Consider the following 14,560-nt stretch of genomic DNA (forward strand, 5'->3'; position numbering starts at 1 on the left):
GGGCCTGCCCAAGTCAATGAGTTCCGGATGAACCCCGACAATGCGGCCACGATGGTGGCGATCGAGATACAGCAACCCGGCGGGCCTGACGCGCTGATCCCTGCCGAGCGGCCGGTTCCCTCTCCCGGCAAGGGTGAGGTCCTGGTCGAAGTGGCGGCGGCCGGCGTGAACCGTCCCGACGTGCTGCAGCGCCGTGGCTTCTATCCGCCGCCGCCCGGCGCCAGCGATCTGCCGGGCCTCGAGGTCGCGGGCGAGGTGGTCGCGGCGGGCGAGGGCGCGACGCACCTCATTGGCGAACGCGTCTGCGCGCTGGTGGCGGGCGGCGGCTACGCCCAATATGCGGTGGCGCCGGCCGGCACTTGCCTGCCCGTGCCCGAGAGCCTGAGCATGGCGGAAGCGGCGGCATTGCCCGAGACCGTGTTCACCGTCTGGCACAACCTGTTCGAACGCGGCGCGGCGGTGGAGGGGGAGTGGGCGCTGATCCATGGCGGCACCAGCGGGATCGGCACCACCGCCATCGCGCTTTGCCGGCTTTTCGGGGTCAAGGCGGCCGTCACCTGCGGGTCGGACGACAAGTGCGCCGCGGCGCTGGCCCAGGGCGCGGCGGCCGCCATCAACTATCGGACGCAGGACTTCGTCGCGGAGGTGCAGCGGCTCACCGGCGGGCGCGGCGTTGAAGTGGTGCTGGACATGGTCGGCGGCGACTACCTCCCGCGCAACGTCCAATGTCTGGCCGAGGACGGCCGCCACGTGTCGATCGCCACGCAGCGCGGGGTGACTGCCGAGCTCAATATCATGGACGTGATGCGCCGCCGGTTGCACCTCACCGGCTCGACGCTGCGCCCGCGGTCCACGGCTTTCAAGACCGCGCTGGCCGAGGAAATCCGGCGCGAGGTCTGGCCGTTCGTCGAATCGGGCCAGCTCCGCCCGGTAATGGACCGGACCTTCCCACTGCGCGAAGCAGCGGCTGCCCACGCCCGGATGGAGGCCGGGGACCATGTCGGCAAGATCGTGCTCACCGTATGAGCGTCGTGTCGGTCTTGCCCTGACCCGCCGAGCGGCGTAGACGCAATTTCATGTTCGGCCGCTCCGTGAGGGGCGGCCCTTTTCATGTCTGGAGACTAACGGGATGGCCCAGCCGCTCATGCCCCATGCGACCGCCGCCTGGCTGGTCGACAACACCTCGCTCAGCTTCGAGCAGATCGCGGATTTCTGCGGGCTGCACATTCTGGAAGTGCAGGCGATCGCCGATGACACGGCTGCCACCAAGCTGACCGGGCGCGACCCGATCCGCTCGGGCGAGCTGACCCACGAAGAGATCGAGAAGGGCCAGGCGGACGAGAACTACCGGCTGCAGATGCACAAGGCCCCGGATCCCGTCACCCGCACCAAGGGGCCGCGCTATACGCCGGTCAGCAAGCGGCAGGACAAGCCGGACGGCATCGCCTGGATTATCCGCAACCATCCGGAAGTGACGGACGGCGCCATCGGCAAGCTGATCGGCACCACCCGCACGACCATCGCCGCCATCCGCGACCGGTCGCACTGGAACATCGCCAACATCCAGCCCAAGGACCCGGTCACCCTGGGCCTGACCAGCCAGCGAGAGCTGGATGCGGCGGTGGCCAAGGCGCAGAAGGCGGCGGGCACCCAGCAGGTCGACGACGGGCGGCTCGACACCGACCGCGCGGCGCTGATCGAGCAGCTGCGGGCCGAGCGCGAGCGTCACGCCCGCGAGGCCGACGCGGCCCTGCTCGACGCGCAGCGCGACGAGCACGGCCTGGCGCCGGGCGAGATCGTGCCGGGCATCGCTGACCCGTTCCGCCGCGCTTGATTCCGATCCGGCCTTAGGCCACGCCAGCGCCGATGAACGGCTCCCCTGAGCAACTGAGCTTCGAGGCTGCGCTGGCGCGTCTCGAAGATATCGTCCGCGTCCTGGAGCGCGGGGAAGCGCCGCTGGACCAGTCGATCGACCTCTACCAGGAGGGCGACCGATTGAAGCGGCTGTGCGAGGAACGGTTGAAGTCGGCGCAAGCCCGGATCGAGGCCATCGCCTTTGGCCCGGACGGAACGCCCAAGGGCACGGTGCCCTTTGACGGCAGCTGACATGGAGCTGGTGGTTGGGGCCGACCTGCTGGGCGAGGCGCAGCGGGTCTCGGCTGCCGTCGACCGCTTGTTCGAGGACGCGCTCGCCGACCGCTGCGACGGCCGCGATCGGCTGTGCCGGGCGATGCGGCATGCGGCGATCGGGGGCGGCAAGCGCCTGCGCCCGCTGCTGACCGTCGCGGCCGGGCGGCTGTTCGCCATGGACGAGGACCGCAGCGTCCGGGCGGGCGCGGCGGTCGAGGCGATCCACGTTTACAGCCTGATCCATGACGACTTGCCCTGCATGGACGACGACGACCTGCGCCGCGGCAAGCCGACGGTGCACAAGGCGTTCGACGAAGCCACGGCGGTGCTCGCCGGCGACTGCCTGCACGCGCTCGCGTTCGAGATCCTGGCCGATGTGGACACGCACGAGGACCCGTTCGTCCGCGCCGAGCTGGTACTCGAGCTGAGCCGCGCCTCGGGCATCGACGGCATGGCCGGCGGGCAGATGATGGACCTGACGGCCGAAGGAGCGGCGCTGGACCTTGGCGCCATCACCCGCCTGCAGAGTCTCAAGACCGGCGCGCTGATCGAGTTCGCCGTAGAGGCGGCGGCGATCATGGCGCGCCTGCCCGCCGAGGCGCGCCTGCCGCTCAAGGGCTATGCCCGCAATGTCGGCCTGGCGTTCCAGATCGCCGACGACCTGCTCGACCTTGGCGGGGACGAAGGCAAGGCCGGCAAGCGGCTGCACAAGGACGAGAAGGCCGGCAAGGCGACATTCGTGTCGCTGATGGGCGAGCAACGGGCCCGGGCGCAGGCCAACCTCCTGGTGGAGCAGGCCATCGAACACCTGCACGACCATGGCCGTGAAGCCGACCTGCTGCGCGCCATCGCGCGCTATTCGGTCGAACGGGACCGCTAGGGATGGCCGAGCGCACCGCCGTCTACCCGGGGACCTTCGACCCGATCACGCTTGGCCACCTGGACATCATTCGGCGGGGAAGCCGGCTGGTCGACCGGCTGGTGATCGGCGTCACCACCAACCCGGCCAAGTCGCCGATGTTCTCGCTGGCCGAGCGGATGGCGATGGTTCGCCGCGAGATCCGTGACATGGCAAACGTCAGCGTGGTCGAGTTCGACAGCCTGCTGATGGACTTCGCCGAGCGGGAGGGCGCGGCGATGATCGTGCGCGGCCTCCGGGCGGTCGCCGATTTCGAGTACGAATATCAGATGGCCGGCATGAACCAGCAGCTCAACGACCGGATCGAGACCGTCTTCCTGATGGCCGACGTGTCGTTGCAGCCGATCGCGTCAAGGCTGGTGAAAGAAATCGCCCGCTACGGCGGCGCCATCGACAAGTTCGTGACGCCCGCGGTTGCTGCCGATGTTGCGGCCAAGCTTGGGCACGAGGGGTAGTACAAGACCATGATTTCGCGCGCCTTCCTGCTTCCGTTCGCCTCCCTGGCGCTGGCCGCCGCACCGGCCACCGCCCAGGAGCAACCGGCTTCCACGCCGGCACCGACGGAGGCACCCGCACCGGCTCCGGCCGACGCTGCTCCGCCGCAGGCGGAAGCGCCTTCACCGGCCCCGGCGCCCGCACCCAGGATCGTGCTGCCGCCCCGCCGGACGGTTGCGATCAACGCGCCGGCCGAGGTGGTCGCCGACCCCTCGAACCAGCTCAACCTCGAACTGTCGAACGGCGGCCGCGTGGTGGTGCAGCTTCGCCCCGACGCCGCACCGCAGATGGTGGCGCGGGTGAAGACGCTCGCGGCGCAGGGCTTCTATAATGGCCTGACCTTTCACCGGGTGATCCCCGGGTTCATGGCGCAGGGCGGCGATCCCAAGGGCGACGGCACTGGCGGCTCTCCGCTGCCGGACGTACCAGCCGAGTTCAACTCCATCCCGCACCTGCGCGGCTCGGTCGCCGCTGCCCGCGCTGACGATCCCAACAGCGCCAACAGCCAGTTCTACATCATGTTCGGCCCGCGCGCGTCGCTCGACGGCAAGTACACTGTGTTCGGCCGGGTCATCCAGGGCATGAGCTTCGTCGACCAGATCGCTCCGGGCGAGCCGCCGGAGACCCCGACCCGCATCGTCCGGGCCAGCATCGGTGCGTCCGTGTCGCCAGAAGCGCCGGCGCCGAGCCGTCCAGGTACGGACGACCAGGTGCAGCCCGCGCCGACGCCGCCCGGACGCTAAGTCCCGCCGCCGGGAGCGGGTCCATGAAGGTCGACCTGTTCGATTTCGAGCTGCCGGAGGAGCGGATTGCGCTGCGGCCCGCCCGGCCACGCGACAGCGCACGCCTGCTGCAGGTCACCGGTGAGGCGCTGAGCGATCATGCCGTCCGCGACCTGCCACGATTGCTGCGCACGGGTGACGTGCTGGTGTTCAACGATACCAGGGTGATCCCGGCGCAACTGGAAGGCCGGCGCGGCGACGCGAGCATCGGCGCGACCCTGCACAAGCGGGCGGACCTGCGCCGCTGGTGGGCCTTCGTGCGCAACGCCCGCCGGGTACGGGTGGGCGACACCATCACTTTTGGCGGCGGCGTGGAAGCCCTGGCGGAAGACAAGGGCGCAGATGGGGCGGTGCTGCTTCGCTTCCTCGGGGAGGAGCCGGTCGAGGTGCTGCTGCACCGCGCCGGAACCATGCCGCTGCCGCCCTATATCGCGTCCAAGCGCTCGATCGACGACGCGGACGCGGCCGATTACCAGACCATGTTCGCGGCGCAGGACGGAGCGGTGGCGGCGCCCACCGCCTCCTTGCATTTCACGCCCGGGCTGATCACCGCCATCGATGCGGCCGGGATTGCGCGCGAGACGCTGACCCTGCATGTGGGCGCGGGGACCTTCCTGCCGGTCAAGGCCGACGACACGGACGAGCACCGGATGCATTCCGAATGGGGCCGAATCGACGCCGCTACCGCGGACCGGCTCAACGCGGCCCGGGCGCGGGGCGGCCGGCTGATCGCGGTCGGAACCACGTCGCTTCGCCTGCTGGAAAGCGCGGCCGGCGACGACGGCGTCATCCGTCCGTTCGAGGGCGATACCGCCATCTTCATCACGCCCGGCTACCGCTTCAAGGCTGTCGACGGGCTGCTGACCAACTTTCACCTGCCGCGCAGCACCCTGTTCATGCTGGTCAGCGCGCTGATGGGCCTCGACACCATGCAGCGCGCCTATGCCCACGCGATCGCCAGCGGGTACCGCTTCTACAGTTACGGCGACGGCAGCCTGCTACTGCCGTCGCCGTCCTAACCCTAGAACTTCAGGGTGGTGGCGAGCTGGCGGAAGCTGGCGACGTCCTTGTCAAAGAAGTGGATGGCCGGCGCCTCGTAGCTCACGAGGTACAGCCGGTCGCCCACGAAGGCGCCGACCGCTTCGCCCTTGCGCTGCAGTTCGTCGTCCTGCCGCACGAAGCTGTAGGTGAACTTGATGCCCTTATGGCCGGCAACCAGCGTGGGTTCCTGGCTGTCGATGCTCATCTGGGTCGTGTTGTACTGGCTGCGGTAGCTGCTTTCGAGCAGCGCCGGAATGTCGGTGATTAGCATGTTCGGCGTCACCTTGGGCAACGGCGCGTTCTTGCGGTCGGCCGCGCGGAACAGCGTGTCGCCGACGAGCACGCCGCCGTAGAAGGTCACCTTGTTGAGCTCGTCGCCATCGAGCGTCCAGATCTCGACATTCTTGCCCCCGCGCGCGCTCAGCCGGTTCCACTCGGTACCGGGCACGGCGGACAGGGTGGAACGGGCGATCCTCGGCACGGGGCCGGGCGCCACCAGCGAGTTGGCGAGAGCCGGGCCGGCCAGGGTGGCGGCGAGGGCGGCGGTGATCAGCAGGCGCTTGGTCATGGTCGGTTTCCTAGTTGGCGAGCAGGGCCTGGATCGCCTTGGCGTCCGCGGCATCCGGCTTGAGCTGGAGATATTCGGCAAGGGCGGTCCTGCCGTCGCTGGCCAGGCCGCTGCGCATCAGCGACAGGCCAAGTCCGCGGCGAGCCTCCGGCGCGGTGCAGCCGGCGCGGATCGCGTCGCCATAGAAGCCGGCGGCGGTAACGAGGTCCCGCGGATTACCGCGCGCGCGGTAGAGCTCGGCGCGGGCGAACAGCAGGTCGGAGGTCCAGCCGGAGCTCTGCGCCAGCTGACCCAGGATATAGTCGGTCCCGCCAAAGTCGTTGAGCTTGATCTGGTCGGCCAGCAGCATCGGCAGCACCGGCGTCACGCCGGTGCGGTGCCCGGCGAACGCGGCATCACCGGAATCGCCATATTTGGCCGCGAGCTTGGTTAGCGTCACCGCCCGATCGAGGTCGGTCGGATGGGTGTCGAAGAAGCCGGCGGAGTAATGCTGCCGCGGCTTGCGGCCGCGTGCGACCTTTGTGGCGTCATCCTCCGCCATCACGTGCGTCCACAGCTCTGGCATGGCGCCGGCAGGGTAGGGCGAGGCGGCCAGGTACTTGAGGCCGAGCTCGTCGGCCTGGCGCTCCTGGTCGCGATTGAACCGGTAGAAGGAGCCGATCAGGGCCCACTGCAGGCCGAAGGTGTTCACTCCGGACAAGCCGCCCGCGACCCCGATCCAGCTCAGCGCGTCCGAGATGTTGCGCGCCCGCTTGAACGCCGCCAGCCCGTGGCGAAGCTCGAAGTGCGCGAACTCATGGCCGAGCACGGCGCCGAGTTCGGCCTCGCTGCGGGCCCGCAGCAGCAGGCCCGACCAGACCACCATCATGCCGTTCGGCGCCATCATCGCGTTGAAGCGCGGCACCTCCACGACGTAGATGCGAACGGGCTTGCAGCGGTCCTGGCCGACCGTGGTGCAGAACACCCGGCGGACGTAGGCATTGACGGTCTCGTCCCGCACCACCAGCGGCGAATCGCGCAGCTTGCGCTCCTCTTCGTCCGCCTCGCCCCACAGCCCGCGTTCATCCACGGTGCTCGGCTCATAGGCCGGCGTGTAGGTGGGGAGGGGGGGCGGCGACTTGGCTGCCGCCGGGCCGGCCGCGGCGGCCAGCAGCAGGGCCAGGCGAGCGAACCTCACCGGGCGCTCGCGACCGCCGTGCTGGCGGCGGGAAAGCCTTCGAGAAGCTGGTTCACCCGCTTGGTCGCACCGACCGCGTCGCGGACATCGCCGCCCATTTGCTGGTCGGCGTTGAGCCATACGAGCTCGCCGGTCTTGAGGTCGATCAGGCCGGCATAGCCGATGTGAAGTCCCGACTTGATGCCGACGCCGGCCATCGCGCCGAAGATCTGCAGCGCCTTGCGACCGGCAGAGCCATAATGGTCCTCCGTGTTGATGAACAGGGCGTAGTCGGCTCCCGCCAGGCCCGGCAGCCGGGTCACCTCCTGGCCGATGCTCCAGTTGAACTTGCCCTTGCGGACCTTGGTCGGCAGACGGTTGCCCGGGAAAAACTGGAACTCGATCACCGAACCGGCGAGGGTCTTGAACAGGTTCTGGTACTGGCCGAGCAGCACGGGATCGTTGCCGGCCGCGTCATCGTACGGCGTGACCCGATTGCCGAGGCGCACCTGCGTCGACTGCAGTGCCTTGCCAATGTTGTCGCGGGCCTGGGCGGTCCAGTCGGCGTTGGGCTCGAACATGCCGCCGGTCGATTGGGCGCCGACCTTGATGGAGGGACGCATCAGGACGATCCGGGCGTTGGGCGCCAGGGCGAAGCCCGGCTTGAGCCCGGTCTTCTCCTGCGCCAGCACCGGCGCGGACACGAGCATGGCGGCCGCAACAATGGCGGCGCGCAGAAACGCGATCATCTTCATCTGAACTCCCCCGTACGCCGCGAGTCTATGGCGTCCCGATCGGAAACAAAGGGTTAAGTCGCAAACTGTTGGCCGAACGCGCGGACCTGTGTTCGCCTTGCTACACCCTGGCCGCCGCGAGGGCCTGTTCGGCGATATCGCCGGCTTGCCGGACCCCGCCCGCCCCGGCGATCTCCGCCGCCGCGGCTCGGCAGCGGGCGCGCAGGGCGGCGTCGGCGAGGACGCGGTCGACCTGCCGGGCAAGGGCGCGGCGGTTCCATAGCGGCATCATGCGCTCACCCAGGCCGCGGGTCAGCAGGCGGGCCGTGGCGCCCTTCTGGTCGAACGCGATCGGACGGACGATCTGCGGCACTCCCGCCTCGAGGCAGTCGAGCGTGGTGTTGAGGCCCGCGTGGCTGATGCACAGGTCGGCGCGGCGCAGCAGGGCTCGCTGGGGCAGCAGGTCGAACACATGATCGGCGCCGATGCTGGCCGCCCGCCGCGGGTTCAGCAGGCCGCCGTGGGCCACCACCAGTTCCGCCCCCGCTGCGCGGCACGCCCGGGCAATGGCCTTGAACACGTGCAGCCGCCCGCCCTGGAGCGTGCCCATGGTCGCGAACACCAGCGGGCGCTTGCCGTCCGGCTCGAACGGGAGCGGCTGGTCGAGGTCGCCATCCGACGGTGGGCGGATCGGGCCGACAGCCTCGAACGGGATCGGCTCAGGCCTGGGAAAGTCGAAGCCGCGGGTCACCTGGGAGATCTGCGCGGTCGGCGACAGGCAGTCGGCCAGGGTGCGGAAGCCGCTCAGCCCGTGGCGTCGCGACCAGTCCTCGATCACCCGGAAGTGTGGCCGCAGCAGCAGGTTGCCGATCCGCTCGGCTCCTTGTGCCTTTTCGAGCCCCTTGGCACTCGGGTCGTAGGGCCAATCGAGGAAGGGCAGGGGCACGCCCGGCGCTGGATTGATCGGCAGGGCGCAGGCGAGGCTGACGAATGGCAGGCGGAGGTGTGCGGCGAGCAGGCCGGACGCTGGCTCCAGCTGGTCGCCGACGATGGCATCGACCCGCAGCGCGCCGAGCAGCTCCGGGCCGGCCGCGAGCAGCTGCGCGGTGAGCTTCGCCCCGTCGCGGATGGTGCGCATGGCGCCGAATAGGCCGCCCGGACGGGTGGCGTTCTTCAGCACCTTGCTCGCGTGCGGATCACCCGGTCGAAGTGGCGCTTCGGCCACCCCCGCCCAGGGGGCACGAACCAGCCCACCGGCGCCGGCGTTGAGGAAGAACGTCGCCCGGTGCCCGCGGCGGACCAGCTCCTCGCCCAGGGCCTCGAAGGTGCGAACGTGGCTGGCGTAAGGCGGGCAGAGGAACGCGAAGTGCGCCATTGCCGCACCTGTGCGATGGGCTGGGTCGCGTAGCAATGCGAAACTTGTCGTCTTGGCCGGCATTGTGGTGGGACAATGTCGCGTGCCGCCGTTCTCGCCTTTCCGCAAACCACGTTTGGCCGACCGCGCTGGAGCCCCGACGCGGACGTGCGCTTTTGGGTCGCGGCGCTGCTGTCGGTGGCGGTGCTGGCCTGCTGGCTGGGCCTGCTCGGCCGCCCGCTCGCCCCCCCGAGTGGGCTGCGGCTGTGGAGCGGTGACCTTGCCCGCGGTAACAGCCAGCAGCTGAGCGACGGCTATTCGCTGCTGCACCTGTCGTTCGGCGCGCTGATCGCGGCGCTGATGCGCCGGTATAACCCGCGGCTCGGCGGCGGCCGCCTGGCGCTCACGGTGGTGCTGTCAGCCGTGGTGTGGGAGGCCGTGGAGAACCTGCCCCCGGTCATCACCCTGTTCAGCGCTCCGGCGGGAGCGGCGAGCTACCATGGCGACAGCATCGTCAACTCGCTTGGTGATGTCGTCTTCGCCGGAGCCGGATTCGTCCTCGCCAGGCAGCTGAGCTGGCGCGGCATCGTGGCCCTGCTGGTCGGGATCGAGCTCGCCTGCGCCCTGCTGATCGGCGACGGATTGCTGTGGGGCAGCCTACGCTTGGCGGGGCTCGCGTAGGTCGCGCCGGTAACGCGGCAGGCGCCACCACGGCGTGTTTGGGCTGAGATGATGCTCGTGATGGTAGCCGAAGTGAAAGCAGGTCAGCAGCGAGGCCAGCCAGCCGAAATCGTTGGTCCGGCTGCGGTGATGATCGGCGAAGGCCTGCTCCTCGTGGCGATGCGGCAGGAAGGTGCCGAAAAAGAATAGCTGCACCGACGACAGGATCGCCGGCAGCGCCCAGTACAGCAGCACGTTGCCGATGTTGGCCCCGAGCAGCAGGACGTAGGTCCAGACAACCGCCGTGATCACCGCCGCCTCGCGCCAGCCGAAGTAGCGCCGCATGAAGCTCAGGTACCACGGCAGGAAGCGGGTCGGGTGGTCCGCCGAAAAGTCGGGGTCGCGCTCCGTCCCGACGTGCCGGTGGTGGTCGAAATGCTTGGGGCTCAGGCGATCCATCCAGAAGCCGGCGTAGAGCAGCAGGGTGAGCCGCCCCCAGAAGCGGTTCACCGCCGGGCGACCGGGCGCGAGGCTGCCGTGCATGGCGTCATGCGCGACGATGAACAGGCCAACGCTGAGCCAGGTTAGGACCGGCACCAGCAGCGGAGCCCAGAGCAGCCCCGCCGAGGTCCAAGGATGAAAGAAGACAGCATAAACGTGAAGCGCCAGGAACGCGGCGACGATCACGCTTGCCAGGGCGAGCCCCACGGCTGTCTGCCGCCGCTGTTCCGCCGTGCTGAGCATGCCCTTCATGTAGGCCTTCCCACGCCAGCGGCCAAGCGGGCCGTGGGAACTGTCCCGTCCGCCTTCCAGTTTCGTGGGGGAGACAGGGAGAACAGCTATGAATCGCAACCAGTGGCTCGGCTTCGGCGCGGCGGCGTTCGGCGCCGGCTTCATCGCAATCCTCGCCCTTCGCCGGTCGCAGCGCAGCCAGCCGCCACAGGAGCGGCCCAAGACCTTGGCGGTGAAGACCCGCGAGGAGGAGAACGACAAGCTGATCCACAGCCTGGTCGTCCTGACCGCCGGCACCGCCTACCTCACCATGGCGAGCGGGCGCGGGCGCCACCACGCCAGCGATGGACACGAGGTGTTCTGGGTTCGCTATGTCGACTGGGTCATCACGACGCCCTTGCTGCTGACCGGCCTCGCGCTGACGGCGCTCGGTTCGCCGTTCCGCCGCTGGGGCCTGCTGCTGAGCCTCTTGTTCACCGACGCCTACATGATCCTGACCGGCTACCTGGCCGACGAGGAGCCGCGCGGCAGCCCGATGAAGTGGACCTGGTACGGCATCAGCAGCGGGGCCATGGCCGGGGTTTACTACATGCTCTGGGGTCCGCTGATGGAGGAAGCCCGCAAGACCGGGCCGGAGGCGGAGGACGTGTACCGCCGCAACCTGACGTTCCTCAGCGCCGTGTGGGCGGCCTACCCCGTCAACTGGCTGGTCGGTCCGGAAGGGCTGGACCTGATCGACGAGGACAGCAGCACGGGCGTCTACACCGGCCTCGACATCACGGCGAAGATCCTGTTCGGCCTTTATTCGCTCAGCAACACCCAGGAGAAGTCGGCTGGCGAGCTGGCCGACGGCCGGGTTCCCGAGCACGAAATTCGGCCCTCGCCGACGGCGCATGTCGAGCGCTGGGAGCGCGGTAGCCCGACGGAGGGCCAGGCCGAAGGTGGCCGAACCCGCAGCCGGGCTCGCCGTGCATGAGCGAGCAGGACTGGCTGTGGCTCGGCACCGCGGGTTTTGGCCTTGGGTTCCTCGTTCTGCTGGCGTTCGGCTGGAACCGGCGAACGCGTGACGAGGAGAGCCACTGGCTGATCCACCTTTTCGTGGTGCTGACCGCCTTCACTTCCTACCTCGTCATGGCGAGTGGGGGCGGGCGGCTGCTGCTGGCCGACGGGCGGGTGCTGTTCGTCGCGAGGTACATCGACTGGTCGATCACCACCCCGCTGCTGCTGCTCGGCCTGTCGCTGACCGCGCTGCACACGCCGTTCCGGCGTTGGGCGCTGGTGCTGGGGCTGATGGCGACCGACGCCTACATGATCGTGACCGGCCTGTTCGCGGACGCCGCGCCGGCCGGCAGCGCACTCAAGTGGACCTGGTATCTCGTCAGCAGCGGCGCCTTCGTGTTCATCTACCTGTGCCTGTGGGGCGCGATGCGGCGCGAGGCGGAGACCAGCGGCAAGCTGGCTGCGGCGGTGTACCGGCGCAACCTAACGTTCCTCAGCCTCGTCTGGCTGGCCTACCCCCTGGTGTTCCTGTTCGGGACCGAGGGGTTGCGCAGCCTGGGCGAGGGCACCGAAACCGCGCTCTACACCCTCTTGGACCTGACCGCGAAGGTCGCGTTCGGCCTGTTCTCCTTGGCGAACACCCGGCGGCGGGTCAGCGAAGAACTGCGCGCCGGGCTGGTGCCGGAACATGACCTGAGGCCAAGCCGCCAGGCGTTCCACGAGCAATGGGCGCCGGGCACCGGCCGGAGCGACGAGGACCGGCGGTGAGCCTGGCCGCCCAGCTGCCGTGGCTGGCGGTTGCGGTGTTCCTGATCGGAACGCCGCACGGTGCGCTGGACCACCGCCTGGGGCGGCAGCTGCTGGCGCCGGGCTACGGCCGCTGGTGGGGCGCGGTGTTCGTGCTGCTCTATCTCGCGGTTTCGGCGGCCGCCCTGGGCGTGTGGCTGGCGACGCCGGTGCTGGCGCTGGCGCTGTTCCTCGGCATCGCGGCGGTGCACTTTGGCGAGCATGACAGCCCGAGCGGGCACCCGCTGGCGATCGCGGTCCGCGGCCTGGCCGGCCCGGTGGTCGCCGCCGCCGCGCACCCGGGTGAGCTGAAGCTGGTCTTCGAGTGGATCGCGGGCGAGGGCGGAACGGCGCTGGTGCCGTGGCTGGGCGGACCCGGGCTGCTGGCCTGGTTGTGCGGGGCTGCGGCGGTGCTGGTGCTGGAGCCGCGCCCGGCTGAGCGGCTGGAACTGGTGGCGGTGACCGCGCTGTTCGCCTTCGCCCCGCCGCTCCTCGCCTTTGCTGCCTACTTCGCCCTGCTGCACACGCCACGCGCGCTCAAGGGATCTAAGCGGCCGGGCGAGAGCTGGAGCGCCCTGCTGCGCTCGGCAGCGCCGTTGAGCGGCGCGGCGGTGCTGCTGGGAATAGTCGGCTTTCTGCTCTGGCGCGACCAGATGGCGGCGGAGGCGGCGCTGGTCCGCACCACCTTCTGGTGGCTCGGCGCGCTGACCGTGCCGCACATGGGCCTGGCCCTGCTGGCTAAGCGAACCAGCCCCACAGCAGCCGCGCGGTCAGCCCCAGGCTTGCGACGATCAGCAGCGGCCGGATGAGCCGCGCACCGAATCGCATGGCCGTGTGACTGCCGAGCCAGCCGCCGCTCATCGCACCCACCGCCATGCACAAGCCCAATAGCCACAGCACCTTGCCGCCGAGCGCGAACAGCAGCACGGCGGCGAAGTTGCTGGTCCAGTTGAACAGCTTGGTAAGCGCCGTGGCCTTGGTCAGGCCATAACCGCGCAGCGCGACCAGCGAGCTGGTGAAGAAGCTGCCGGTGCCGGGCCCGAAAAAACCGTCGTAGAAGCCGATCCCGCCGCCGATCGGCGCATAGCCGCGACTGGTCACCCGGTGGTGCGCATCCTCGTCCGTCATTCGCGGCGAGAGCAGGATGTAAGCGGCGTTGCCGAGCAGCAGCAGGGGGATGATCAGGCTCAGCCACCTGGCATCGACCTGCTGCACGACCAGCGCGCCAGTCGCTGCGCCGAGGAAGATCAGGCCGACCGCCCGCAGGTTGGGCCGCCATTCCAGCAGGCCCTTGGCGTTATAGTTCAGCAGGGCGACGAAGGTGCCGCACATCGACTGCAGCTTGTTGGTGCCGAGCGCCAGCAGCGGAGGCACGCCGCTCGTCAGCAGGGCCGGCATCATGATCAGCCCGCCGCCGCCGGCGATGGCGTCGATGAACCCGGTGACAAAGGCGACGGCGGTGAGGACGGCGTAAAGCCACGGTTCGATCATGTTCGGGCGGCCGTAGCGTGCGGCGGCGTGGAACCCAAGCGGCAAGGCCAGGCTGGTCAGCCGCGGCGGTCGGTGGCAGAAACCTCCACGATCGTCCGAGTGCGGGACGAGCCCGGAGGAGGGATGCGGGTGGCACCAGATGGAACATCGGGCGTTGGGGCAGTATGTTAGGCACCGTTGCTGCTAAGACTTGCCGGGTGACGGCGCTGGCTGGCCTGGCCTGCACCAGCTCCCTTTCGGCCGAGGGCCAGGGCACCCGGCCCGACCCGATGCGCTTCTTCGAAGGGCGCACGGAAATGGTCAGCACCGTCAAGGTGGTGATGAGCAAGCCGTACAGGTCGCGGACCTTGGGGCAGGGCCGGTTGCTGGACGACGGCTCGCTGGCGCTGGTCCAGCAGGTGCAGGACGAGGGCAAGCCGGCTGCCAGCCGCCGGTGGAAGATCCGCAAGATCGACGACGACAGTTTCGCCGGCACTATGTCCGAAGCGGTGGGACCGGTGATGGTCCAGGAGGTCGGCGGGCGGTATCGGTTCAACTTCAAGATGAAGGGCAACCTGGCCGTGGAGCAGTGGGTCACGCCCATGGCCGATGGTCGCACGGCCAAGAGCAGCGCTTCCGTGAAGAAGTTCGGTATGCGTGTGGCCACTTCCGAAGGCTTCATCCGCCGGCTCTAGGCCGCGCGTAACTCAACGCTGCCGGCTGTCTATCGCGGT

At 69.4% G+C, this 14,560-nt stretch carries 18 protein-coding genes; 12 read left to right on the forward strand and 6 right to left on the reverse strand.

Annotation, left to right across the window (positions count from 1 at the left end; all coding sequences use genetic code 11):
* Window positions 1-27: 27 nt before the first annotated feature.
* The 7 genes from OMW55_RS04605 to queA all read left to right on the forward strand — a co-directional run bounded on the left by OMW55_RS04605 (window position 28) and on the right by queA (window position 5,345).
* Window positions 28-1,026, forward strand: coding sequence for an NAD(P)H-quinone oxidoreductase (locus OMW55_RS04605; RefSeq protein ID WP_264881182.1), 999 nt, complete (start codon window positions 28-30; stop codon window positions 1,024-1,026).
* Between the two features lie 103 nt (window positions 1,027-1,129).
* On the forward strand, window positions 1,130-1,834 hold the full coding sequence (locus OMW55_RS04610) for a DUF1013 domain-containing protein (protein ID WP_264881183.1): 705 nt from the start codon (window positions 1,130-1,132) through the stop codon (window positions 1,832-1,834).
* 32 nt (window positions 1,835-1,866) lie between these two features.
* A complete protein-coding gene (locus tag OMW55_RS04615) occupies window positions 1,867-2,106 on the forward strand; it encodes an exodeoxyribonuclease VII small subunit (RefSeq protein WP_264881184.1) in 240 nt (79 codons plus the stop codon).
* Between the two features lies 1 nt (window position 2,107).
* Window positions 2,108-3,010, forward strand: a complete 903-nt coding sequence (locus tag OMW55_RS04620; protein WP_264881185.1) for a polyprenyl synthetase family protein — start codon at window positions 2,108-2,110, stop codon at window positions 3,008-3,010.
* Between the two features lie 2 nt (window positions 3,011-3,012).
* The gene (gene coaD / locus OMW55_RS04625) at window positions 3,013-3,504 is read left to right on the forward strand and encodes a pantetheine-phosphate adenylyltransferase (protein WP_264881186.1); all 492 of its coding nucleotides are present in this window, start codon (window positions 3,013-3,015) and stop codon (window positions 3,502-3,504) included.
* A 9-nt stretch (window positions 3,505-3,513) separates the two neighbouring features.
* The gene (locus OMW55_RS04630) at window positions 3,514-4,287 is read left to right on the forward strand and encodes a peptidylprolyl isomerase (RefSeq protein WP_264881187.1); all 774 of its coding nucleotides are present in this window, start codon (window positions 3,514-3,516) and stop codon (window positions 4,285-4,287) included.
* A 23-nt stretch (window positions 4,288-4,310) separates the two neighbouring features.
* Window positions 4,311-5,345, forward strand: a complete 1,035-nt coding sequence (queA, locus tag OMW55_RS04635) for a tRNA preQ1(34) S-adenosylmethionine ribosyltransferase-isomerase QueA (RefSeq protein WP_264881188.1) — start codon at window positions 4,311-4,313, stop codon at window positions 5,343-5,345.
* A gap of 2 nt (window positions 5,346-5,347) precedes the next feature.
* Here queA and OMW55_RS04640 read toward each other — a convergent pair whose 3' ends face one another.
* The 4 genes from OMW55_RS04640 to OMW55_RS04655 all read right to left on the reverse strand — a co-directional run bounded on the left by OMW55_RS04640 (window position 5,348) and on the right by OMW55_RS04655 (window position 9,200).
* Window positions 5,348-5,935, reverse strand: a complete 588-nt coding sequence (locus OMW55_RS04640; protein ID WP_264881190.1) for a hypothetical protein — start codon at window positions 5,933-5,935, stop codon at window positions 5,348-5,350.
* Window positions 5,936-5,945: 10 nt separating this feature from the next.
* A complete protein-coding gene (locus tag OMW55_RS04645) occupies window positions 5,946-7,112 on the reverse strand; it encodes a M48 family metallopeptidase (RefSeq protein ID WP_264881191.1) in 1,167 nt (388 codons plus the stop codon).
* A complete protein-coding gene (locus tag OMW55_RS04650; RefSeq protein ID WP_264881193.1) occupies window positions 7,109-7,846 on the reverse strand; it encodes a hypothetical protein in 738 nt (245 codons plus the stop codon). The genes OMW55_RS04645 and OMW55_RS04650 overlap by 4 nt, the downstream gene beginning before the upstream one ends.
* A gap of 100 nt (window positions 7,847-7,946) precedes the next feature.
* Window positions 7,947-9,200, reverse strand: coding sequence for a glycosyltransferase (locus OMW55_RS04655; protein WP_264881195.1), 1,254 nt, complete (start codon window positions 9,198-9,200; stop codon window positions 7,947-7,949).
* A gap of 75 nt (window positions 9,201-9,275) precedes the next feature.
* On the opposite strand from OMW55_RS04655, the gene OMW55_RS04660 reads away from it, so the two are divergent.
* Window positions 9,276-9,860 (forward strand): DUF2585 family protein, encoded by a 585-nt coding sequence (locus tag OMW55_RS04660; protein ID WP_264881197.1) that lies wholly within the window; start codon window positions 9,276-9,278, stop codon window positions 9,858-9,860.
* Here OMW55_RS04660 and OMW55_RS04665 read toward each other — a convergent pair.
* A complete protein-coding gene (locus OMW55_RS04665) occupies window positions 9,837-10,592 on the reverse strand; it encodes a fatty acid desaturase (protein ID WP_264881198.1) in 756 nt (251 codons plus the stop codon). The genes OMW55_RS04660 and OMW55_RS04665 overlap by 24 nt on opposite strands.
* A gap of 88 nt (window positions 10,593-10,680) precedes the next feature.
* Here OMW55_RS04665 and OMW55_RS04670 point away from each other — a divergent pair, with 88 nt between their 5' ends.
* The 3 genes from OMW55_RS04670 to OMW55_RS04680 are packed head-to-tail and all read left to right on the forward strand — an operon-like array spanning window position 10,681 to window position 13,165.
* Window positions 10,681-11,547: a bacteriorhodopsin gene (locus OMW55_RS04670; RefSeq protein ID WP_264881200.1), complete on the forward strand. Its 867-nt coding sequence runs from the start codon at window positions 10,681-10,683 to the stop codon at window positions 11,545-11,547.
* Window positions 11,544-12,338: a bacteriorhodopsin gene (locus tag OMW55_RS04675; RefSeq protein WP_264881201.1), complete on the forward strand. Its 795-nt coding sequence runs from the start codon at window positions 11,544-11,546 to the stop codon at window positions 12,336-12,338. The genes OMW55_RS04670 and OMW55_RS04675 overlap by 4 nt, the downstream gene beginning before the upstream one ends.
* Window positions 12,335-13,165 carry a Brp/Blh family beta-carotene 15,15'-dioxygenase gene (locus OMW55_RS04680; RefSeq protein WP_264881202.1) on the forward strand — a complete coding sequence of 277 codons (831 nt, stop codon included), beginning with the start codon at window positions 12,335-12,337 and terminating at the stop codon, window positions 13,163-13,165. The genes OMW55_RS04675 and OMW55_RS04680 overlap by 4 nt, the downstream gene beginning before the upstream one ends.
* Here OMW55_RS04680 and OMW55_RS04685 read toward each other — a convergent pair.
* Window positions 13,095-13,892 (reverse strand): TSUP family transporter, encoded by a 798-nt coding sequence (locus tag OMW55_RS04685; protein WP_264881204.1) that lies wholly within the window; start codon window positions 13,890-13,892, stop codon window positions 13,095-13,097. The two genes, OMW55_RS04680 and OMW55_RS04685, sit on opposite strands and share 71 nt — an antisense overlap.
* A 152-nt stretch (window positions 13,893-14,044) precedes the next feature.
* Here OMW55_RS04685 and OMW55_RS04690 point away from each other — a divergent pair, with 152 nt between their 5' ends.
* Window positions 14,045-14,521: a DUF3833 family protein gene (locus OMW55_RS04690; protein WP_264881205.1), complete on the forward strand. Its 477-nt coding sequence runs from the start codon at window positions 14,045-14,047 to the stop codon at window positions 14,519-14,521.
* The last annotated feature ends 39 nt before the right edge of the window (window positions 14,522-14,560 follow it).

This window comes from Sphingomonas arvum (assembly GCF_026013565.1).
GTDB lineage: Bacteria > Pseudomonadota > Alphaproteobacteria > Sphingomonadales > Sphingomonadaceae > Sphingomicrobium > Sphingomicrobium arvum.